We start from the raw sequence: 22266 nt of genomic DNA, 5'->3' as shown, positions 1-22266 counted from the left end.
GGCCTGTCGCTAATGGCGATGCGCTGCGGCGCGATAGCTTCCGGCACGTTACGGGTGAGGTCAATATTCAGCAGCCCGTTAGTGAACGTCGCGCCAGAAACTTCCATATGGTCTGCCAGGGTAAAGCTCAGGCTAAACGGCTGAGTGACAAGCCCCTGATGCAACCATTTGGTCTCGGTGTCTGGTTTTTCCGGTGACCCTTTAACGGTCAGGCGCGTACCCTCAAGCTGGATGTCGAGATCTTCCTGACGAAACCCGGCCAGCGCAAGCGTGATGCGGTAGTGGTTATCATCGCTTTTTTCGATGTTGTACGGCGGAAACGTCTGCTGTTCGGTTGCGCTTTGCAGCGCGTTAGCCAGTTTGTCAAAACCGATCCACTGACGCAGCAGGGGGGAAAAATCATAGTTACGCATACTAAATCTCCTTCTGAGAAGCGAGTTCGGCACAGTTTATTTTTGTGCGCAGTTGTACCTGCAAACCCTTACGGATTCGCATATGCTCCCTTTACGGCAAGCAATTTCAGGTGGGCCGCAGCCGCGACCCGCTTAATTAATTGATTTCGATACGACGCGGTTTTTTCTCTTCCGGAATCACACGTTCCAGTTCGATAAACAACAGGCCGTTCACCAGGTTCGCGCCCTTGACGTGGATGTTCTCAGCCAGCTGGAATTTGCGTTCAAAGTTGCGCTCTGCGATGCCCTGGTAGAGGTAGGTTCGTTCTTTCTGCTCGCCCGCATGGGAGCCTTTCACCACCAGCAGATTGTCCTGCGCGGTGATCTCCAGTTCGCTCTCTGCGAAACCGGCGACAGCAATCGCAATGCGATAGTGGTTTTCGTCAACTAATTCAACGTTGTAAGGAGGATAGCCGTTGCTCTGGCTCTGGTTGTTTTCTAAGTGGTTGAACAGACGATCAAAACCAATGGCAGAACGGTATAGCGGAGAGAGATCGAAATTACGCATAGATAAAAACTCCTGGAATCAGCGAGAAAATGTAGCCTTCCACCATGGACAGGCTTCTGCTTCCCCGAACACCCATCAGGCGTGTCCGTTATCGGGTTACATTCTTAAAATGGGTCTGGATACGGCCTTTTCAAGCCTGTTGATGTGAGATTTTTTTGCACTTTGCTGGTTGTCGCATAGACTCAGGGGCACAGCACAAAGGGTTAAATTGCGATGGCGACCACAGTGCGGGAGTTTTGAGCTATCCATTTTGGACGCGCCTCGCTATAACCCTGAGTTGCAGGTCAATGCCGTGCTACTAATGATGACTGAGTAATGATGAGAAATGTTCTGATTAAGCTGGCGACGTTCAGCGGGGTTGTTTTACTTTGCGGGTGTTCGAGCGTGATGTCGCACACCGGCGGTAAAGAAGGAACATATCCGGGGACGCGCGCCAGTGCCGCCATGATCTCTGATGATGAGACAAACTGGGGTACCAAATCTCTGGCGATTCTTGATATGCCGTTTACGGCGGTTGCCGATACGCTTCTGCTGCCGTGGGATATGTTCCGCACCGACAGCTCAGTGCGTTCGCGCGTTGAGAAAAGCGAGCAGGAGACGCTGGCGACTAACTCCGTCATCCCACCCGCAGAGATGACCCCGCGCTAATTCTGTGCGGTTTCCGTTAGCCACAGCTGGCGGAAACCGTCCTTCTCTTCCATCCACGCAATAAAACGTCCGTCCGGGGAAAACACCACAGCGTCAGCAGACGGCGGGTTGCCATGATCGGACGTCAAAAACGTCACCTTTCCGGTCTGCGCATCGCAACAGGCAATGCGGCCTGCAAGCACAAATCCCAGCCCGTTGCCGGAAGGATGCCAGTTAAAGGCCGACTGAATATCACTCTCAGCGTGGGTCAACTGACGCGGCTCGCCGCCTTCAGGGGAGATAAGCCACAGCTGCACAATGCCGTTATCGTCCCGCATTATAAACGCAATCTGCGTCCCCTGTGGATTGCTGCGCACCCAGTGGCGCGGCACGTTCACCAGCCCCGGATACGCCTTCTGATGGGTGAAGGTAAGGCGGCGTTGCATGACGCCCGCAGGCGGCGCGGGCATTGTATCCGGCGTCCCCTGCAACGGCGCATCGCCCGCCCGTTTCCAGCCCTGCTCGTCCTTGGGAAGGTCCACAATAAACAGTTCGGGCACTTTCTCGCCTTTCGCAGACACCGTATCGCCGATAAACGCCAGCCTGTCGTTGTCCACCCAGCCCTCTTCATAGGCGCGGTTGATCTCATCGCTGCCCGGTTGCGGGTTCGGCGTTGTCCGGCTTACCAGCACGCTCCAGAAGGTGCCAGCATATTCCCGCGGATGGTTCCCCTGTGGATTTACCGGACCAAAAGGCGCCGCCACCCCGACGTTACGCAAATCCAGCTGTGGATCGCGCGCGTGCAGTACATGGTCGTTGTAGGTAAAGCTGACGAACTGCCCGTTCGGGCTAAAAACGTGAACGTGGCTGCCGCCACGCAGCGCCCCCGCCGTGTAAGGCGCGGTGATATCCATCGCATCAAGATTGCTCACCTGGCCGTTGTGCGCAATCACTCCCTGACGATGGTGAAAATCATACTGCCAGTCTGCATCCGGTTTTTTCGGGCCGTGGATAAAAACATATTTCTCCCCGGCAGGATGAACGGTCACCACGCCGACATGCGCGCCGTCAGTCGCACGGTAGATCACCTCAACCTCGCCCGTACCGACGTTGACCCGCTCAATGGTTTTACCGGTAAACGACGCGCCGGACGGGCGGACATCATAGACAAGCCACTGGCTGTCTGGCGTCCAGATGTTGATGTTGGTGAGCTGGTGGTTGCGGGAAGCGAAGGTGATTTGTTTCATGAAAATACCCTGATGCGCGGTTATCGCATCAGGGTAAAACATCCGAAGGGATTAGCCTACTCGTTTCACGTCACCTACCAGCAGGATGTAGGAGAGCGCGCCGATCAGCGCCACGGCAGAGATATACACCAGAGCCGGACCAAAGCCGTAGTCCTGCGCCAGGTAACCGATGACCAGCGGCACGGTGATCCCGCCCAGGCCGCCAACGAAGTTGAATACGCCACCAGTCAGGCCAATCAGCCGCATCGGTGCCAGGGACGACACCAGCGACCAGGTGATGGAGGCAAAACCGTTCCCGAAGAACGCTACCGCCATCAGGGTCATGATCCACACTGGATCGTTGGTGTAGTTCGCTCCCATGATGCAGGTAGAGATCAGCAGTCCGCAGATAATCGGCGTTTTACGCGCAACGCCCAGTGAGAAGCCTTTTTTCACCAGCTTATCCGCCAGCCAGCCCGAGAGCAGGACGCCGAAAAACGCCGCAAGGAAGGGTACGGTGGTCATAAAGCCCGCCTTCAGCGCGGTTATCCCTTTTTCCTGGGTCAGATAGTTCGGGAACCAGGTGAGGAAGAACCACAGCGTGGAGGTCACCGCGAACTGGCCCAGATATACGCCCACCAGCTTACGGTGGAAGACCAGCTTCCAGTCCGCTCTGGTCAGCGGCTGGCGCGCCTCTTTTTTCACTGGCGCATCGCCATCCACCAGACCGCCGCCGTCGCGGATGTAGTCCAGTTCGGCTTTGGTGATGCTTTTGGTCAGACGCGGCGGCTGATAGACCTTAAACCAGATTAACGACCAGATAATGCCGATCCCGCCGGTGACGATGAACACCCAGTGCCAACTCAGCAGCTCCTGGATCCAGATTAACAGCGGCGTCAGAAACGCCAGACCAACAAACTGCCCGGAGGTGTAAAAACCAACAGCGGAAGCACGTTCGTGTTCAGGGAACCAGCTGGTCACCATGCGGTTGTTGGTCGGGAACGCGGGCGCTTCAAACACCCCGGTGATGGCGCGCAGGCCTATCAGCGACATCAGCCCGGTGGCGAAGCCCTGGAACAGGGTCGCCACGGACCAGCCCAAAATAGCGATAAAGTAGGTCAGACGTGACCCCACGCGGTCAAGGAACCAGCCGCCGGGGATCTGGCAGAGCGTATACAGCCAGGCAAACGCCGAGAAGACGTAGCCCATTTCCGCTTTGGTGATGCCAAACTCTTCCTGAATATGGGCCGAGGCCACGGCGAGGTTGGCGCGGTCTACATAGCAAATGACCACGGTAATAAAGATCATGATCAGCGTCAGGTAACGACGACGCCCGGTTTTTGCAGCAGTAACTGGAATATCCATCGCAATCTGTCTCCAGATTTTGGGCATAGCGAAGCCGCTCACCATGCCCTGTAATTTACAGAGGGTGTATTTGGTTTTTTTAATTAAAAACGTAAACGGAATGCGCTAAATAATTCGTGCTGGGGGAAGGCGGCAAGTTTTCGCATCCCCGGGAGCATACAAAAGTATGTGACCGGGGTAAGAAAACGCAGCCAACGCATCACCAGCGCGAAGTATGACGCGCATTTACCACTCGGCTACGGAACCGTCTTCATGACGCCACAGTGGGTTACGCCAGTCCGGCGCACTTTTACTCAGCTCAATGACTTTGGCTTCGTCGATCTCCACGCCAAGGCCCGGCTTCGTTAACGGTTTAAAGAAACCGCCTTCCATGCTGAAGTCTTCCTTGTTTTTCACAAAGTCGAGCAGCTCCGCGCCCTTGTTATAGTGAATGCCCATGCTTTGTTCCTGGAACACTGCATTACGGGAGACGAAGTCCACATGCAGACAGGCTGCCAGCGCAATCGGCCCAAGCGGACAGTGCGGTGCCAGCGCCACATCGTAGGCTTCTGCCATGCCGGCAATTTTGTAGCATTCAGTGATGCCACCCGCGTGGGAGAGGTCCGGTTGCAGGATCGCAATGCCGCCCGCTTCCAGCACGCGCTTAAACTCGAAGCGCGAGAACATACGCTCCCCCGCCGCGATGGGAATGTGCGTCTGTTCAGCCAGTTTTGGATAGTATTCCGCCTGCTCGGCCAGAACAGGCTCTTCAATAAACAGCGGGCGATACGGCTCCAGCTCTTTAATCAGCACTTTGGCCATTGGCGCGCTGACGCGGCCGTGGAAATCCAGGCCAAACTCAATCTCGTTGCCGAAAGCCTCGCGGATTTGCGCCACGGTGTTCACCGCCCGGTCTACCGCGCGCGAGTTGTCGATAACGCCCATCTCTTCGCAGCCGTTGAGTTTGAAGGTGTCAAAACCGATGTTGCGCAGCTGCCGGATACCGTCGATCACTTCCGCAGGGCGGTCACCGCCCACCCAGCTGTAGGCTTTGATTTTGTCTCGCACCAGGCCGCCCATTAATTGCCAGACCGGGGCATTCAGCACTTTGCCTTTGATATCCCACAGCGCCTGATCGATACCGGCGATGGCGCTCATCAGGATCGGACCGCCACGGTAAAATCCCGCCCGGTACATGACCTGCCACAGGTCGTTGATGCGCGCCGGATCCTGGCCAATCAGGTATTCACCCAGCTCGTGAACCGCGGCTTCAACGGTGCGCGCACGGCCTTCAATCACCGGCTCGCCCCAGCCAACCACGCCTTCGTCGGTTTCGATTTTCAGGAACATCCAACGCGGGGGTAAACGGTACGTGGTAAGTTTGGTTATTTTCATTGCACTGCCTCTCGATACGCTTTCACAAATGCTGCCGCCTGATGTGCGGTACGCTCAACGGGCTGTCCGGCACGATAGAGATCGCTGCCCAGCCCCGCGCCCGCACAACCCGCTTTTATCCACTGCACCAGGTTTTCCGGCGTGACGCCGCCCACGGCAAAGACCGGCACGCTGGCGGGTAAGACCGCTTTCAGCGCTTTGATGTAATCCGGACCAAAGGCCGACGACGGGAAAATTTTGAGAGACTGTGCGCCCGCATCGAGGGCGGAAAAGGCTTCTGTGGCCGTGGCGCAGCCCGGACATACGGTCATGCCGTAATCCACCGCCCGGCGGATCACCTCGGGGTTGATATTCGGTGTGACGATAAGCTTGCAGCCCATCTTCGCCAGCTCATCCACCTGCTCCGGCTGTAATACGGTACCAGCACCAATCAGCGCCTTATCACCGAACGCCTTAACAACTGCCGGAATGCTTTTTTCCCATTCCGGGGAGTTGAGCGGGATTTCCACCGCGTCGAACCCGGCGTCGATCACCGCGCCAACGTGCGCTAAGGCCTCACCGGGCGTGATACCGCGCAAAATCGCGATAAGGGGAAGATCAGTTTGCCACTGCATGAGCGATGCTCCTTATGCCTGCCTGAAATGCCGTGTCGCCTTCCACCGCAGCAACATCCCGTCCGATAGCGTGGAACGCCTGGCGGTAACGAGACGTCAGCGATGAACCCGCGACGAGCGTGATGGCCTGCTGCCCGGCGAACCCGTCGCTCAGGGCGGCGACTTCGGCGCCAATCAGCAGGCCGGACAGAAATTCGCTGACCTGCTCGCGCGGAAGATTTCCCAGCACGTGCGAGGCGCGAACCTCAAAAAGTTGCGGCAAAACGGCAGGGGATGCGATCCCGCGCTCAAGCCCGGCGGCAAACGCTTCCGGCGAAGGGGTTTGCTCCGGCAAACCGGCCCCCACCAGCGAATGCTTAAGCAGCAAGTGGTGCAGTTCGCCGGTCATCACCGTGCGGAAATCATGAATTTGCTCAGCATCCGCCTGGACCCATTTGCAGTGCGTCCCGGGCATGACGTAGACAGAAGAAGGAGAAAGGGTGCGCGCCCCGAGCAGCTGCGTCTCTTCGCCGCGCATCACGTTATGGTTATCGTCGCGAGAGACGCATAAACCGGGAATAATCCAGACATTGTCGCCAACAGACGTTAACTGCTCGCCAACGGCGGTGAAATGCACCGGAACCGACAGGTAAGGCGCAACCTTCCAGCCCACGTTACTGCCGACCATTCCGGCCATCACCACTGGCGTAGTACCGTCGCGCCAGTTTTGTGTCACCTCTGCTAACACCGCTTCGGGGGATTTACCGTTCAGGCGCGTCACACCTGCTTCTGAATGCCTGCTTTCCAGACACTGCTCACCCTGGTAGAGCCAGGCGCGCAGATTGGTCGATCCCCAGTCAATTGCGATGTAGCGTGATGTCATGTGATTTCCTTCAACCTTCGTGTCGAGCTGGCGATCATGGTCAGCGCCGCCTGCTCTGCCGCATCGCCGTCCTGATGCCGTATCGCATCGAACAGCGCTTTATGTTCCTGAAGCGTTTTCGGCATGTTGGCCTCATCGCCCATCCAGGTACGTTCAAATACTGCTCGCTGTAGCGAGCTGATCGCCACGCTAAGCTGCTGTAACACCGGGTTATGCACCGACTGCAGTACCGCCTCGTGGTAGCGAATGTCCGCCTCGTTGAACGCCTCCCGATTCTGGTTATTGGCGATCATGTCGTTTAACGCCGACTCAATCTGTGCCAGGTCACCTGACGTTGCGCGCTCTGCCGCCCAGCGGGCGATGGCCGGTTCCACCAGATTTCGGACTTCACTCATCGCGCCGATAAGCCGTGGGTCGTAGTCGTTTTCCAGTACCCATTGCAGAACATCGGTATCGAGGTAGTTCCACTGGTTACGCGGCGCAACAAACGCGCCGCGATAGCGCTTCATTTCAATCAGCCGCTTCGCCATCAGCGAGCGGAACACTTCCCGGATGATATTGCGCGAGGTTTCAAACTCCTCGCACAGTTCCGCCTCTGCTGGCAGCGGCGAACCGGGAACGTATTTGCCACCCACAATCTGAGTGCCCAGCGTGATGACAATGCGATCGGTTTTATTGAGTGTCATGGAGAGTCCTTGTGCTCTGTAAGTCCATCACTACTTTACCGCGACCGCTGAATTTCGCCTCACTTTTGCAGTACAAACGTGAGTCCTTTCGCCTTTGCCGTGGTGACAATGTAGTACAATCAGTTAATGTTGTACTACAATCCAGATCACAAAAAGAACAATTCGATAAATTCAGGGCCAAAAAAAGCCCCGGTTGATAACCGAGGCTGATGATTACAGACAGCTGTTAGGACAGGACAAATTTCTCAATCGCATAAGCCACGCCGTCTTCCAGGTTAGATTTGGTGACGAAGTTCGCCACTTCTTTCACCGACGGGATCGCGTTATCCATCGCCACGCCCATGCCTGCATATTCGATCATCGCAATATCGTTTTCCTGGTCGCCCAGCGCCATGATCTCCTCAGGCTTGATGCCCAGCGCATCGGCAAGCGATTTGACGCCCGTGCCTTTATTGACGCGTTTATCAAGGATTTCGAGGAAGTACGGCGCACTTTTCAGCACGGTGTATTTCTCTTTTACCTCAGCCGGAATGCGTGAGATGGCTTTGTCGAGAACCGCAGGTTCATCAATCATCATCACTTTCAGGAACTGGGTTGCCGGGTCCATGTTTTCCGCTTCGCAGAACACCAGTGGAATGGTTGCAACGTAGGACTCGTGCACCGTGTAGTAGCTGATATCGCGGTTGGCGGTGTAAAGCGTATTGCGATCGAGCGCGTGGAAGTGAGAGCCCACTTCGCGGGAGAGCTTTTCCAGGAAACGGTAGTCATCATAGCTCAGTGCAGTTTGCGCCACCGTGCTGCCATCGGCTGCCTTTTGCACCAGTGCGCCGTTATAGGTGATGCAGTAATCGCCAGGCTGATTCATGTGCAGCTCTTTCAGGTAGCTGTGCACCCCGGCATACGGGCGTCCGGTGGTGAGCACCACGTTCACGCCTTTTTCGCGTGCGGCGGCGATCGCATTTTTAACGGCAGGAGAGATAGTGTGGTCTGGCAGCAGCAGCGTGCCGTCCATATCGATTGCAATGAGTTTGATAGCCATGAGGTCCCCGGGATAAATGAGTGCTATTTCATGCTAACGCGATTAAGCACACAAAAATAGAGCTACCTTGCGTAACAAAAAGCCCCTTTTATATTTATCCCGGGAACAAGAACTCACTCGCGGGTGAGAACGATTTTGCCAAACGCACCGCGATCCAGATGCTCAAGCGCCTGTTCCAGTTCGTCAAAACGATAGCGATGTTCAATCACCGGTTTTAACTCCGTGACATCAACAGCACGGACGAAATCTTCCAGCGCCCGGCGGTGTCCAACCCCAATCCCCTGAATGACGGGGGATTTCAGCAGCAGCTCGCCAGCAGGCAGGGAAATGTCCGTTCCGGCCAGCACGCCAATAACGGAGATACGCCCGTGAACGGCTACCGCGCGAAGGGAATGTCTCAGGTTCTCCCCACCCACGGTTTCGATAATATGGTCGATGCCGCGATCCTGCGTCAGTGCCAGCGTATTTTCAGCCCAGTCGCCTTTCAGTCGGTTGATGCCCTGGCTGGCCCCCAGCTTTTTGGCCAGTGCCAGTTTTTCATCACTCCCCGACGTAACAATAACTTCTGCGCCGTGCGCTTTTGCTATCTGCAAAGCGAATAGCGCCACACCGCCCGTGCCTTGTACCAGCACCGATTGCCCGGCGCGTAAATGACCGCGCTCCACCAGCGCGAACCATGCGGTAAGCCCCGCGCAAGGAAGCGTGCTGGCCTCAGCGTCATCCAGGCTTTCCGGGGACGCCATCAGCGCGTTTTCACTCACAATCACATATTCGGCCAGCATGCCCTGGAAGTATCCACCGGACGTTTTATAGGGCAAATCGCGCGCGTCTGCCTGCGGCTTGCCGTCGATCCATTCCGGGAAGAAGGTTGAGATGACGCGTGCGCCGGGTTTGAAACGCGTAACGCCGTCGCCAACGCTGTCCACCACGCCTGCCATGTCAGATGCTGGGGTAAACGGGAAGGAAAGCGGAATCGGCATCGTGCCTTCAATCACCATTTTATCCCGGTAGTTGAGCGCAACGGCATTAACCCTTACGCGAACCTCCCCCGGGCCTGGCTGTGGCACAGGCACCTGAACAAGCTGAAGGCTCTCGCGCCCAAGGGCGTTCATTGACCAGCGCTGCATTGTTTCTGTCATTTTTCTCTCCTGCCATCAAATAAGCTTTAGGACTGACAGTCTACCGTTGACGTTTGGTCGCCAGTGGCGATAAGTTTTCCCATAATTGATGACGCAGTGGATACAATTCATGACCGATACGCTGAAGGATATACCTGTATTTGTGGCCGCCGTTGAGGCGGGAAGTTTTGCGCAGGCCGCCGTCCGTCTGCATTTGTCGCGCTCGGCGGTAGGAAAAAGCATTGCTCGTCTTGAAGAGCGGCTGGGCGTACGTCTTTTCCAGCGTACCACCCGCAGCCAGAGGCTGACCGACAACGGCGCTCTGTTTTATGAACGCTGCCTTCGCGCGCTGGAGGAGATTCGGGGCGCGGAGTCGCTGCTTGAAACAGGGAAGCAGCAGGTCAGCGGCCGCCTGCGCGTCGCCATGCCGGTTCTGTTTGGTCGCCAGTGCGTCGCGCCACTGCTGATAGAACTGACGCAGGAACACCCCGGGCTTGAGCTTGAAATGTCATTCAGCGACCGCGTGGTGGATCTGGTAGAGGAAGGCTTTGATATGGCGGTACGTAACGGCACGCTGCAGGACAGCAGCCTGCTGGTCGCCAGAAGGCTGGGCGAGCATCGCATGGTGCTGTGTGCCGCCCCGGATTACCTGATGAAGAACGGCCAGCCAGAAAACGTTGCTGATTTACCCCACCACACTGCCATTAACTATCTGCGATCAGGCAGAGTGCTGCCCTGGCAGCTAATGGATAGCGAAGGGAGATCGCACACCTTTACTCCCCGCTCATCGCTCAATATGGATGATTTACAGGCAATCTGCGACGCTGCGCTGGCCGGACACGGCCTTGCGTGGTTGCCCTGCTGGATGGCCCGCAGAGAAATACATCAGGGAAAACTCATCCCGCTTTTAAAGCAGGCACCGGACGTGCGCTTCGACGTTCATGCAGTCTGGCAGCAGACGCCGCATCTGCCGCTGAGGGTTAGAATAGCGATAGATACGCTGGCGAGCCGTTTACCGTCAGTGCTGTCGCTGGACTTTCCTGCAAGCCGCGTCGAAGGTGCAAGTTAACGTTCTGATTCAAAAAGGCAAACTTGCCTGCCAGGCGAAACCCTGCTGATAACAGTGAAGTACACATCCCGATGACGTTCTGACGTCCATAGCTCCCCGACGGGGGCCTTTCTGGCAAAGGCGTAGCCACGCGAAACAAGATATTGTTTAAGTACAGCGGCATCAGATACCCCGCTAAAGCACACGCCAGCGGTCTCTGGCTGTCCATTTGCAGCAGAGTGGCTGAAGGTATAATCCGGTGACAGGCGTGGTGCCTGCTTAATCGATGCCGGTGTGTAAAAATGATAGCGAACCCTATCTGATTCACGATATGTCATCTCAGGCTCATACGGCAAAAGGAGGTATATGACCGTGACAATCACAATGGCCAGCCCTGAGAATATGGCTAACTTTTTCATGCTCAACGTCGTCCTGAGTGGGTAAAGAAGGAATGATATGTGCCGTTATCGTTAAGAATACGAACAATGTCTGAACTGAAGTTATCAAACGGCGTTACCCACCTCATAAAGCGGGGAAGCGGGCCTTTATAGGGTTCATGCCGGATATTAAGGTCATCAGGGTCGGGAAAAATCAATGGAAGAAAACCCCGGTTCTTGAAATTACCGATCGGTCCGTAATGATCCCAGCGGCGTAGTGCGCTTTCACGACTGACAGGCCGCAACTGAGCCCGGTAATCCGAAGGAATCAGCGCCCTGTAAAAACCGAGCAGATCCGACACCAGGTCTTCTCCGCTGAACCCGCTATCGGTGTACCAACTGAAAAAAGCGCGGGACTGGTAATTTTCAAAATTTCTCGCGGTATCCATCATCATAGCCAGGGCAATGCTGTTAATTTCTGACATCGAGCGCCCACGTTTTATTTCCCAGCGAACAAACTTACCCGTTCCGGCCAGTCCTTTCCCGATATTCATTCTCTGATTGTATGCAATCGTGTAATAAGGTCTGCCACTGGCTTCGCCGCTGCTGAAATCAGCCAGAAGCAGGGAAATATCTTCGCCCCTGGCATGCCCCAGGTCGATCCAACCGAGGACCTCACTGTAGACGAGGCCGCTGCGGGTCGTTACCTGCCATTCATCGGCCCCGATAATATCGCTCCTGCTGCTCATACGGTTTATTCCTTTTTCCGTACCGATTTCAACTTTAACAGACCACCATACTCTTTATCGGGGTATATACTCCTGAGCGAGGATCACATCAATGAGATCGACTTCGTTTTATTGATATTCAAATATAAGTAAAAAAAAGAGAGTGACATCATGTCACTCTCTTTTTTGTTCTTAGCCGACTGCATTCTTTATGAGACGTCATTTGGAATGAGCCCCACAAAAACAACCGTTAAATATCGATGTTCGCCGCTTTCAGGGCGTTCTCTTCGATGAAGGCGCGACGTGGTTCAACCGCATCGCCCATCAGGGTGGTGAACAGTTGATCCGCTGCGATTGCGTCTTTAACGGTGACGCGCAGCATGCGACGGCTTTCCGGATCCATGGTGGTTTCCCACAGCTGATCCGGGTTCATTTCGCCCAGGCCTTTATAACGCTGAATAGAGAGGCCACGACGGGACTCTTTCACCAGCCACTCCAGCGCCTGTTCGAAGCTGGCTACCGGCTGACGACGCTCGCCACGTTCGATAAACGCGTCGTCTTCGATCAGACCACGCAGCTTCTCGCCGAGGGTGCAGATACGGCGGTATTCCGGACCGGTAACAAACTCGTGCTCCAGCGGGTAGTCGGTATCGACGCCGTGGGTACGCACGCGTACGATCGGCTCGAACTGCTGCTCAGCGTTCTGCTGAACGTCAAACTTCCACTGGCTGCCGTGCTGCTCTTTCTCGTTCAGCTCGCTCACCAGGGTGTTCACCCAGCGGGTGACGGTCTGCTCGTTGCTCAGCTCGGCTTCGGTCAGGGTTGGCTGATAAATCAGCTCTTTCAGCAGCGCTTTCGGATAGCGACGCTCCATACGGCCAATCATTTTCTGCGTGGCGTTGAACTCGGAGACCAGACGCTCCAGCGGTTCACCGGCCAGCGCTGGCGCGCTGGAGTTTGCGTGCAGGGTCGCACCATCAAGGGCGATCGCGATTTGGTACTGATCCATCGCCTCGTCATCTTTAATGTACTGTTCCTGCTTGCCTTTCTTCACTTTATACAGCGGCGGCTGGGCAATGTAGACGTGGCCGCGCTCAACGATTTCCGGCATCTGACGATAGAAGAAGGTCAACAGCAGCGTACGAATGTGCGAGCCGTCGACGTCCGCATCGGTCATGATGATGATGCTGTGATAGCGCAGTTTGTCCGGGTTGTACTCGTCGCGACCGATGCCGCAGCCGAGCGCGGTGATGAGCGTCGCCACTTCCTGAGAAGAGAGCATCTTGTCGAAGCGCGCTTTCTCAACGTTGAGGATTTTACCCTTCAGCGGCAGAATCGCCTGGTTCTTGCGGTTACGGCCTTGCTTCGCAGAACCGCCCGCGGAGTCCCCTTCCACGAGGTACAGTTCAGACAGCGCCGGATCGCGTTCCTGGCAGTCAGCCAGTTTGCCCGGCAGGCCTGCCAGGTCCAGCGCGCCTTTACGACGGGTCATTTCACGGGCTTTACGCGCCGCTTCACGGGCACGCGCCGCATCGATAATTTTACCCACCACGATTTTCGCGTCGGACGGGTTTTCCAGCAGGTATTCGCTCAGCAGTTCGTTCATCTGCTGTTCAACCGCCGATTTCACCTCAGAAGAGACCAGCTTGTCTTTGGTCTGTGAGGAGAATTTCGGATCCGGCACCTTCACGGAGACCACGGCAATCAGGCCTTCACGGGCATCGTCACCGGTGGCGCTGACTTTCGCTTTTTTGCTGTAGCCTTCTTTGTCCATGTAGGCGTTCAGGGTACGGGTCATCGCCGCGCGGAAGCCCGCAAGGTGAGTACCGCCGTCGCGCTGTGGAATGTTGTTGGTAAAGCAGTAGATGTTTTCCTGGAAACCATCGTTCCACTGCAGTGCCACTTCCACGCCGATACCGTCTTTTTCAGTAGAGAAGTAGAAGATATTCGGGTGAATTGGCGTTTTGTTCTTGTTCAGATACTCAACGAACGCCTTGATACCGCCTTCGTAGTGGAAGTGGTCTTCTTTGTTGTCGCGTTTGTCGCGCAGTCGAATCGACACGCCGGAGTTCAGGAACGACAGTTCACGCAGGCGTTTCGCCAGGATCTCGTACTCGAATTCGGTGACGTTGGTGAAGGTTTCAAGGCTCGGCCAGAAACGCACCATGGTACCGGTTTTGTCGGTATCACCGGTAACGGCCAGCGGTGCCTGCGGCACACCATGGGTGTAAATCTGGCGGTGAATTTTGCCTTCGCGCTGGATAACCAGCTCCAGCTTCTGCGACAGGGCGTTTACCACGGATACGCCTACGCCGTGCAGACCGCCGGAAACTTTATAGGAGTTATCATCGAACTTACCGCCTGCGTGCAGAACGGTCATGATAACTTCCGCAGCAGATACGCCCTCTTCCGGGTGAATACCGGTTGGGATGCCACGACCATCATCGGTAACGGACACGGAGTTGTCCGCATGGATCGTGACCACGATGTCTTTACAGTGACCCGCGAGCGCTTCGTCGATAGCGTTATCTACCACCTCGAATACCATGTGGTGCAGACCGGTGCCGTCATCCGTGTCGCCGATATACATACCCGGGCGCTTACGCACCGCATCCAGTCCTTTCAGGACTTTGATACTGGAGGAGTCATAAGAATTCGACATCAACGTTTCTCGCTCATTTCAACTTGGGTTAATCCGTTATTTTACCCTTTTCCACGGTAAACATCTTCGAATTTTCGTCCGACATGTCCATAACGTGTTCAGCGCTAATGGCGCTGACGAAAACCTGCGACTGCGTGGCTTTTAAGCGGCTGGCAAGTAGCCCGCGCCGCGCGTCGTCAAGTTCCGAGGCAAAATCATCTATCAGGTACAGGCAGCGTCGCCCACTTTCGCGGGTGAGGAACTCCCCCTGCGCCAGGCGTAGCGCGCACATCAGGAGCTTCAGCTGCCCGCGCGACAGCGTGTCTTCCACCGGCGCACCGTCGGCACGAATGCGGAAATCCGCCTTGTGCGGGCCGTGCGCGGTGTAGGTCAACATGCGATCGCGCTCGAAGCTTCTCTCTAACACCTCGGCATAATCCGTCTCTTTTTCCCAGCCACGCTGGAAAGAGAAGGTGAGAGAGAACTCGGGTAAAAACTGTTTGCAGGTGTCGGCCATGTCTTCGGCGATACCTGCGCTGTATTCGGCACGCCAGCGGCTGATTTGTTCCGCAAGAGGAATTAATTCCATGTCCCACGGACGCAGCTGGGCGTAGCGCGTGACCTGGCGCAATGCGGCGTTACGCTGTTTAAGCAGACGCTTCAGATTGCTCCAGGCGTTAAAGAAACCGGCTTCATTGTGAAAGCATCCCCAGTCGAGGAACGCTCTTCTGTATTTGGGGCCGCCGTTGAGTAAAGTAAACCCCTCCGGCGTAATCAGCTGCATCGGCATCAGCAGTGCCAGCTCCGCCACCTTGTGGCCGTCGGTGCCGTCGATGCGCACCTTGCTGTCGCCCTGCTTGTCTTTGGTCAGGCCGATGGCGGTTTCCCGCTCGGCACCCTGCAAGCGCCCATGCAGCACAAACGCATCCTGCTCGTGGCGAATCACGCGACCAATCTGCAAACTGCGAAACGCCCGGCCATGACCGAGCGTATAGATGGCTTCCAGCACGCTGGTTTTGCCGCTGCCGTTCGCGCCAACCAGGAAATTAAAGCCAGGGGATAAAGCGAGATCCGCGCTCTCGATGTTGCGAAAGTCGCGGATCAACAGACGGGTGAGCGACATTACAGTCTCATTGGCATGACAACATAAGCAGCCGACTGTGATGCGGCATCTTCAATCTGTACGCTCGAAACGGAGTCAGTCAGCAGGATGCGAACGTTCTCGCATTTCAGTGCATTCAGCACATCCAGCACATAGCTGACGTTGAAGCCGATTTCCATCTCAGCCCCGGCGTAGGTGACGTCCAGAATCTCTTCTGCCTCTTCCTGCTCCGGGTTGTTGGCGGTGATTTTGATCTGGTTTTCACTCACGTACAGACGTACGCCGCGGAATTTCTCGTTGGAGAGAATAGCGGCACGCGCGAACGCCTGCTTGAGGATGTCGCAACCTGCCTCCAGCGTTTTGTCCGGGTTCTTCGGCAATACGCGGCGATAATCCGGGAAACGTCCGTCTACCAGCTTCGATGTGAAGACAAAATCGCCCACGTGGGCACGAATATTGTTGCTACCAATCTGCACGCGCAGCGGGGTGTCGCCGCCGTCGAGCATACGCATCAGTTCAATTACGCCTTTACGCGGTACGATCACCGAATGGTTTGGCAGTGAATCGCCAATCGGCATAGAACAGACCGCCAGACGGTGACCGTCTGTAGCCACGGTACGCAGCTCTTCACCTTCGGTTTCGAACAGCATGCCGTTTAAGTAGTAACGAACGTCCTGATGCGCCATAGAGAACTGCGTGGCTTCAATCAGACGCTTCATCGTCGCCTGCGGCAGGGTAAATTCAACTTCGCTCTGCCAGTCATCCAGGTTCGGGAAGTCCGCAGCGGGCAGCGTGGAGAGGGAGAAACGGCTGCGGCCAGAGCGCACCAGCATGCGGTCGCCCTCCAGCTGCACGGCGATTTCAGCGCCTTCCGGCAGCCCACGGCAAATATCAAAGAATTTACGTGCCGGAACCGTGGTCGCGCCCGCGTCGTGCGGCTGAGTCAGCGTAACGCGCGCGATCATTTCCATTTCCAGATCTGTGCCGGTCAGCGACAGCGTACCGTCCGCGACCTGAAGCAGCAGGTTTCCAAGAATAGGCAGCGTAGGGCGGCCGCCTAATGGGCCACTCACCTGTTGCAGCGGTTTTAATAAATGTTCACGTTCAACGGTAAATTTCATAGCGTCACGATGATAATGTTCTGATTAAATTGGAAAAATCTTCTTTTATGTCGTGGCTTTCTTCGCGTAACTGCTCGATCTTGCGACAGGCGTGCAGCACGGTCGTATGGTCACGGCCACCAAACGCATCACCGATTTCCGGCAGGCTGTGGTTGGTTAGCTCTTTTGCCAGCGCCATCGCCATCTGACGCGGACGCGCCACCGAGCGGGAACGACGTTTAGACAGTAAATCTGCCACTTTGATCTTGTAGTACTCAGCCACCGTCTTCTGAATATTGTCGATGGTGACCAGTTTTTCCTGCAATGCCAACAAATCGCGCAGCGCTTCACGCACAAAATCGATGGTGATCGCACGACCGGTAAAATTGGCGTTGGCGATAACGCGGTTCAGTGCCCCTTCCAGCTCACGAACGTTGGAACGCAGGCGCTTGGCAATAAAGAACGCCACTTCACCCGGCAGGCGAATGTCGTTCTCGTCGGCTTTTTTCATCAGGATCGCGACGCGGGTTTCCAGCTCCGGCGGCTCGATCGCCACGGTCAGGCCCCAGCCGAAGCGGGATTTGAGACGATCTTCAACGCCGTTGATCTCTTTTGGATAACGATCCGAGGTCAAAATGATCTGCTGATTGCCTTCCAGCAGGGCGTTAAAGGTGTGGAAAAACTCTTCCTGCGATCGTTCTTTATTGGCAAAGAACTGGATGTCATCGATCAGCAGCGCATCAACGGAACGGTAGTAGCGTTTAAACTCTTCGATCGCATTGTTTTGCAGGGCTTTTACCATGTCCTGAACGAAGCGTTCGGAGTGCATATACACTACTTTGGCATTGGGCTTACGCGCCATAATGCCGTTGCCCACCGCATGCAGCAGGTGCGTTTTACCGAGACCCGTGCCGCCATAAAGGAACAGCGGGTTGTAAGCACCACCGGGATTATCGGCAACCTGGCGGGCCGCCGCGCGCGCCAGCTGGTTCGACTTACCTTCAACGAAGTTATCGAACGTGTGTTTCACGTTAACATTAGAGCGGTAGGTAGGCTCAGCGGGGGCTGGAACGTTATCCCAGCCCTGACGAGCCGGTGCAACGCGAGGCGCTGGAGCGGGCGCCGCCTGTGCAGGGGCTGCCACATTGACAACTTCACGAACGGTTTGGGTGACCGGCTTTGTGCCCACTTCAAAACGCAGCTGTGGGGCATCTGACCCGCAGAAATCGTTCAGCAGTCCATTGATGTTATTAAGGTATTTATCCCTTACCCAATCGAGCACGAAACGGTTTGGCGCGTACAAAGCCAGCGTGTTATCGCTCAGTTCCGCCTGCAATGGGCGGATCCACATACTGAATTCTGTGGCTGGTAACTCATCCTGCAATCGGGCAAGACACTGCTGCCAAAGCGAAAGTGACACGGCGGACTCCACTCGAACAATAAAAGAAAACTATTGAATATTCATGATTGTTGGCGCACATCGACATGACCCCATCAGGGTGATGTGCGAACCGCTATCTGCGGTTATACACGCTATCGTTGATACAGCCTGAACGATGTTGTGTTTATGTCCGGCCAGGATCGCTGGATCCCGATCAGGACCGCGGATCATAGCCTAAACTGAGCCAGAGATCTTCTGTTTCTCACAGATTCTTCCCGATTTATCCACAGGAAGATCCGGAATCGGGTAAGTGTAAACGATCCTGACGCGAGTGCCTCGCGATTTAGGCCGCATATTGGAAAATTTAATGAGCACAGACAATTTTGGGCTTAAATGATCTAACGAAGATCCAGGAGGATCCTTGCGCTTTGTTGGCGAGCCCGTATAATCCTCGACCCGGCGCGTGATGCTCATCTTCCTGCGTCGTTCGTTGCTCATTTTCCACGCGAAATCGTGCGGAAATACGCAGGGATTTAAGGAAAGAGAATTGACTCCGGAGTGTACAATTATTACAATCCGGCCTCTTTAATCACCCACGCTGAGGCGTTAGTCGTTCGAATCTCGTTCGGGTATACGCAAAAGTCAGTGAATTTATTCAAGTTTAGGTAGAAATCGCCATGAAACGCACTTTTCAACCGTCTGTACTGAAGCGCAACCGTTCTCACGGCTTCCGTGCTCGTATGGCTACTAAAAATGGTCGTCAGGTTCTGGCACGTCGTCGTGCTAAAGGCCGCGCTCGTCTGACCGTTTCCAAGTAATAAAGCTAACCCCTGAGTGGTTAAGCTCGCATTTCCCAGGGAGTTACGTTTGTTAACTCCCACTCATTTCACTTTCGTCTTCCAGCAGCCACTACGGGCTGGCACGCCGCAAATCACCATCCTCGGCCGCCAAAATTCGCTGGGGCATCCCCGCATCGGTCTCACAGTCGCCAAGAAAAACGTTAAGCGTGCGCATGAACGCAACCGGATTAAACGTCTGACGCGTGAAAGCTTCCGTTTACGTCAGCACGAACTGCCTTCAATGGATTTCGTGGTGGTGGCTAAAAAAGGGGTTGCCGACCTCGATAACCGTGCTCTCTCGGAAGCGTTGGAAAAATTATGGCGCCGCCACTGTCGCCTGGCTCGCGGGTCCTGATAGCCCTCATTCGGGTCTATCAACGCCTGATTAGTCCGCTACTCGGGCCACATTGCCGTTTCACGCCAACATGCTCAAGCTACGGAATTGAGGCATTGCGCAGGTTTGGAGTGATAAAAGGCAGTTGGTTGACGGTGAAACGCGTATTAAAATGCCACCCTTTACACCCAGGTGGAGACGACCCCGTCCCTCCAGGACCTTTTGATACCAGAGAACACTAACGATGGATTCGCAACGCAATCTTCTTATCATCGCTTTGTTGTTCGTGTCTTTCATGATCTGGCAGGCATGGGAGCAGGATAAAAATCCTCAACCCCAGCAGCAGACCACGCAGACCACGACCACCGCAGCGGGTAGCGCCGCCGACCAGGGCGTACCGGCCAGTGGCCAGGGGAAACAGATTACGGTTAAGACCGATGTGCTTGAGCTGACTATCAACACCCGTGGTGGTGATGTTGAGCAGGCGCTGCTGTTGACCTACCCGAAAGAGCTGAAGTCTACCGAACCGTTCCAGTTACTGGAAACCACGCCTGAGTTTATCTACCAGGCACAGAGCGGCCTGACCGGTCGTGATGGCCCGGATAACCCGGCGAACGGTGCGCGTCCACTGTATAACGTCGAGAATGACACCTTTGTGCTGGCTGATGGTCAGAACGAACTGGTTATTCCGATGACCTACACCGACGCGGCAGGCAACACCTTCACCAAAACCTTCACCCTGAAACGCGGTGAATATGCGGTGAACGTGGGCTACAGCGTACAGAACACCGGTGCGAAACCGCTGGAAATCTCTACCTTTGGTCAGCTGAAGCAGTCCATCAATCTGCCGTCTCACCGTGACACCGGAAGCAGCAACTTTGCGCTGCATACCTTCCGTGGCGCGGCTTACTCCACGCCAGATACCAAGTACGAGAAATACAAATTCGACACCATTGCCGATAACGAAAACCTGAACGTCAGCTCTAAAGGCGGTTGGGTCGCAATGCTGCAACAGTATTTCGCGACGGCGTGGGTACCGAATAACGACGGTACGAACAACTTCTACACCGCGAACCTCGGCAACGGTATTGCAGCCATCGGCTACAAATCTCAGCCGGTTCTGGTGCAGCCGGGTCAAACCGGTAAGCTGGCAAGCACCCTGTGGGTCGGCCCGGAAATCCAGGACAAAATGGCTGCCGTTGCGCCGCACCTGGATCTGACCGTTGATTACGGTTGGTTGTGGTTCATCTCTCAGCCGCTGTTTAAGCTGCTGAAGTTCATCCACAGCTTCCTGGGTAACTGGGGCTTCTCCATCATCGTTATCACCTTTATCGTTCGTGGCATCATGTACCCGCTGACTAAAGCGCAGTACACCTCCATGGCGAAGATGCGTATGCTACAGCCGAAGATTCAGGCTATGCGTGAGCGTCTGGGCGATGACAAACAGCGTCAGAGCCAGGAGATGATGGCCCTGTATAAAGCAGAGAAAGTGAACCCACTGGGTGGTTGCTTCCCGCTGCTGATTCAGATGCCAATCTTCCTTGCGCTGTACTACATGCTGATGGGTTCCGTTGAGCTGCGCCACGCGCCGTTCGCCCTGTGGATCCATGACCTGTCCGCACAGGACCCGTACTACATCCTGCCGATCCTGATGGGCGTGACGATGTTCTTCATCCAGAAGATGTCTCCGACCACCGTGACTGACCCGATGCAGCAGAAGATCATGACCTTTATGCCGGTCATCTTCACCGTGTTCTTCCTGTGGTTCCCGTCAGGTCTGGTGCTGTACTATATCGTCAGCAACCTGGTGACCATCATCCAGCAGCAGCTGATTTACCGTGGTCTGGAAAAACGTGGCCTGCATAGCCGCGAAAAGAAAAAGTCCTGATTCGGTAACTTAACGCTAAAATAAGGGCGGTCGATTGACCGCCTTTTTTATTTGTATTGAACGAGAGCAACCATGAGCCATAACGACACTATCGTCGCCCAGGCAACCCCACCGGGACGCGGTGGTGTAGGCATTCTGCGCATCTCCGGCCTGAAGGCGCGTGAGGTGGCCGAAGCGGTGCTGGGTAAACTGCCAAAGCCGCGCTACGCTGATTATCTGCCATTTAAAGATGCCGACGGCACCTCGCTGGACCAGGGCATTGCGCTGTGGTTCCCCGGCCCAAACTCCTTTACCGGCGAAGACGTGCTGGAGCTTCAGGGTCACGGCGGCCCGGTGATCCTCGACCTGCTGTTGAAACGTATTCTGACCCTGCCTGGCCTGCGCATTGCGAAGCCGGGTGAGTTCTCCGAGCGTGCCTTCCTGAACGATAAGCTCGACCTGGCTCAGGCCGAAGCGATTGCCGACCTGATCGACGCCAGTTCCGAACAGGCAGCCCGCTCCGCGCTGAACTCGTTGCAGGGGGCATTTTCCGCACGCGTGAATCACCTTGTGGAAGCACTTACTCACCTGCGAATCTATGTTGAAGCGGCTATCGACTTCCCGGACGAGGAGATTGACTTCCTTTCTGACGGCAAAATCGAAGCCCAGCTCAACCAGGTGATGAACGATCTGGATGCCGTTCGCGCCGAAGCGCGCCAGGGCAGCCTGCTGCGTGAGGGCATGAAGGTGGTGATTGCTGGTCGCCCCAACGCCGGGAAATCAAGCCTGCTGAACGCTCTGGCGGGCCGTGAAGCGGCGATCGTGACCGACATAGCCGGCACTACCCGCGACGTCCTGCGCGAGCATATCCATATCGACGGCATGCCGCTGCACATCATCGACACCGCTGGCCTGCGCGATGCGAGCGATGAAGTCGAGCGTATCGGTATCGAACGCGCCTGGCAGGAGATCGAGCAG

General features: G+C 55.6%; 23 protein-coding genes and 1 other annotated feature. Of the genes, 7 read left to right on the top strand and 16 right to left on the bottom strand.

Going from position 1 to position 22266, the window contains the following annotated elements:
* Positions 1-413 (bottom strand): small heat shock chaperone IbpB (gene ibpB / locus HP459_RS09810; RefSeq protein ID WP_171936156.1); only part of this gene is annotated, 413 nt, incomplete at its 3' end.
* Between the two features lie 136 nt (positions 414-549).
* Positions 550-960: a small heat shock chaperone IbpA gene (gene ibpA, locus HP459_RS09805; protein ID WP_003861094.1), complete on the bottom strand. Its 411-nt coding sequence runs from the start codon at positions 958-960 to the stop codon at positions 550-552.
* Positions 954-1028 (bottom strand) — a sequence feature (ROSE (Repression Of Heat Shock gene Expression) occurs in the 5'-region of heat shock genes and acts as an RNA thermometer to modulate expression.). Its footprint overlaps the gene before it by 7 nt.
* Before the next feature lie 247 nt (positions 1029-1275).
* Here ibpA and HP459_RS09800 point away from each other — a divergent pair.
* Positions 1276-1608, top strand: coding sequence for a YceK/YidQ family lipoprotein (locus HP459_RS09800; protein ID WP_032622035.1), 333 nt, complete (start codon positions 1276-1278; stop codon positions 1606-1608).
* Here HP459_RS09800 and HP459_RS09795 read toward each other — a convergent pair.
* From HP459_RS09795 to HP459_RS09760, 8 genes are all read right to left on the bottom strand, one after another.
* Entirely contained in the window at positions 1605-2834 is a 1230-nt protein-coding gene (locus tag HP459_RS09795; RefSeq protein WP_216661648.1) for a DUF3748 domain-containing protein, read from the bottom strand. The two genes, HP459_RS09800 and HP459_RS09795, sit on opposite strands and share 4 nt — an antisense overlap.
* Before the next feature lie 51 nt (positions 2835-2885).
* The gene (locus HP459_RS09790; protein ID WP_161496779.1) at positions 2886-4223 is read right to left on the bottom strand and encodes an MFS transporter; all 1338 of its coding nucleotides are present in this window, start codon (positions 4221-4223) and stop codon (positions 2886-2888) included.
* A gap of 180 nt (positions 4224-4403) precedes the next feature.
* A complete protein-coding gene (dgoD, locus tag HP459_RS09785) occupies positions 4404-5552 on the bottom strand; it encodes a galactonate dehydratase (RefSeq protein WP_003861103.1) in 1149 nt (382 codons plus the stop codon).
* A complete protein-coding gene (locus HP459_RS09780) occupies positions 5549-6166 on the bottom strand; it encodes a 2-dehydro-3-deoxy-6-phosphogalactonate aldolase (protein ID WP_171936154.1) in 618 nt (205 codons plus the stop codon). The genes dgoD and HP459_RS09780 overlap by 4 nt, the downstream gene beginning before the upstream one ends.
* Positions 6150-7028 carry a 2-dehydro-3-deoxygalactonokinase gene (locus tag HP459_RS09775; RefSeq protein ID WP_171936153.1) on the bottom strand — a complete coding sequence of 293 codons (879 nt, stop codon included), beginning with the start codon at positions 7026-7028 and terminating at the stop codon, positions 6150-6152. Before HP459_RS09775 ends, HP459_RS09780 begins: the two co-directional genes overlap by 17 nt.
* Positions 7025-7714 (bottom strand): D-galactonate utilization transcriptional regulator DgoR, encoded by a 690-nt coding sequence (gene dgoR / locus HP459_RS09770; RefSeq protein ID WP_003861109.1) that lies wholly within the window; start codon positions 7712-7714, stop codon positions 7025-7027. The genes HP459_RS09775 and dgoR overlap by 4 nt, the downstream gene beginning before the upstream one ends.
* 226 nt (positions 7715-7940) lie before the next feature.
* Positions 7941-8753 carry a sugar-phosphatase gene (gene yidA, locus HP459_RS09765; RefSeq protein WP_023305134.1) on the bottom strand — a complete coding sequence of 271 codons (813 nt, stop codon included), beginning with the start codon at positions 8751-8753 and terminating at the stop codon, positions 7941-7943.
* 113 nt (positions 8754-8866) lie between these two features.
* Positions 8867-9892, bottom strand: coding sequence for an NAD(P)-dependent alcohol dehydrogenase (locus tag HP459_RS09760; RefSeq protein ID WP_171936152.1), 1026 nt, complete (start codon positions 9890-9892; stop codon positions 8867-8869).
* A 109-nt stretch (positions 9893-10001) separates the two neighbouring features.
* On the opposite strand from HP459_RS09760, the gene HP459_RS09755 reads away from it, so the two are divergent.
* The gene (locus HP459_RS09755; RefSeq protein ID WP_171936151.1) at positions 10002-10940 is read left to right on the top strand and encodes a LysR family transcriptional regulator; all 939 of its coding nucleotides are present in this window, start codon (positions 10002-10004) and stop codon (positions 10938-10940) included.
* Here HP459_RS09755 and HP459_RS09750 read toward each other — a convergent pair.
* The 6 genes from HP459_RS09750 to dnaA form a co-directional block, all read right to left on the bottom strand.
* Positions 10937-11338 (bottom strand): hypothetical protein, encoded by a 402-nt coding sequence (locus tag HP459_RS09750; RefSeq protein WP_048966201.1) that lies wholly within the window; start codon positions 11336-11338, stop codon positions 10937-10939. The genes HP459_RS09755 and HP459_RS09750 overlap by 4 nt on opposite strands.
* Positions 11339-11340: 2 nt before the next feature.
* Positions 11341-12045, bottom strand: a complete 705-nt coding sequence (locus HP459_RS09745; RefSeq protein WP_022646529.1) for a hypothetical protein — start codon at positions 12043-12045, stop codon at positions 11341-11343.
* 229 nt (positions 12046-12274) lie between these two features.
* Positions 12275-14686: a DNA topoisomerase (ATP-hydrolyzing) subunit B gene (gene gyrB / locus HP459_RS09740; RefSeq protein WP_063137909.1), complete on the bottom strand. Its 2412-nt coding sequence runs from the start codon at positions 14684-14686 to the stop codon at positions 12275-12277.
* 28 nt (positions 14687-14714) lie between these two features.
* The gene (gene recF / locus HP459_RS09735; RefSeq protein ID WP_022646527.1) at positions 14715-15788 is read right to left on the bottom strand and encodes a DNA replication/repair protein RecF; all 1074 of its coding nucleotides are present in this window, start codon (positions 15786-15788) and stop codon (positions 14715-14717) included.
* Positions 15788-16888 carry a DNA polymerase III subunit beta gene (dnaN, locus tag HP459_RS09730; protein WP_003861122.1) on the bottom strand — a complete coding sequence of 367 codons (1101 nt, stop codon included), beginning with the start codon at positions 16886-16888 and terminating at the stop codon, positions 15788-15790. Before dnaN ends, recF begins: the two co-directional genes overlap by 1 nt.
* A 4-nt stretch (positions 16889-16892) precedes the next feature.
* Positions 16893-18287 (bottom strand): chromosomal replication initiator protein DnaA, encoded by a 1395-nt coding sequence (dnaA, locus tag HP459_RS09725; protein ID WP_003861124.1) that lies wholly within the window; start codon positions 18285-18287, stop codon positions 16893-16895.
* 638 nt (positions 18288-18925) lie between these two features.
* Between dnaA and rpmH the strand changes: the two genes are divergently transcribed.
* The 5 genes from rpmH to mnmE all read left to right on the top strand — a co-directional run.
* Positions 18926-19066 carry a 50S ribosomal protein L34 gene (gene rpmH, locus HP459_RS09720; RefSeq protein WP_000831330.1) on the top strand — a complete coding sequence of 47 codons (141 nt, stop codon included), beginning with the start codon at positions 18926-18928 and terminating at the stop codon, positions 19064-19066.
* Positions 19067-19082: 16 nt separating this feature from the next.
* The gene (gene rnpA, locus HP459_RS09715; RefSeq protein ID WP_006808764.1) at positions 19083-19442 is read left to right on the top strand and encodes a ribonuclease P protein component; all 360 of its coding nucleotides are present in this window, start codon (positions 19083-19085) and stop codon (positions 19440-19442) included.
* Positions 19406-19663: a membrane protein insertion efficiency factor YidD gene (gene yidD / locus HP459_RS09710; protein WP_001307474.1), complete on the top strand. Its 258-nt coding sequence runs from the start codon at positions 19406-19408 to the stop codon at positions 19661-19663. Before rnpA ends, yidD begins: the two co-directional genes overlap by 37 nt.
* Positions 19664-19665: 2 nt before the next feature.
* Positions 19666-21309 carry a membrane protein insertase YidC gene (yidC, locus tag HP459_RS09705; protein ID WP_023298949.1) on the top strand — a complete coding sequence of 548 codons (1644 nt, stop codon included), beginning with the start codon at positions 19666-19668 and terminating at the stop codon, positions 21307-21309.
* 72 nt (positions 21310-21381) lie between these two features.
* Positions 21382-22266, top strand: an 885-nt coding sequence (gene mnmE, locus HP459_RS09700; protein ID WP_171936150.1) for a tRNA uridine-5-carboxymethylaminomethyl(34) synthesis GTPase MnmE, incomplete at its 3' end; no start/stop codon positions are given.

It is taken from the genome of Enterobacter sp. CM29 (genome assembly GCF_013179605.1).
GTDB classification, from domain to species: Bacteria; Pseudomonadota; Gammaproteobacteria; order Enterobacterales; family Enterobacteriaceae; genus Enterobacter; species Enterobacter intestinihominis.
This window is presented reverse-complemented; position numbering and strand designations above follow the sequence as displayed.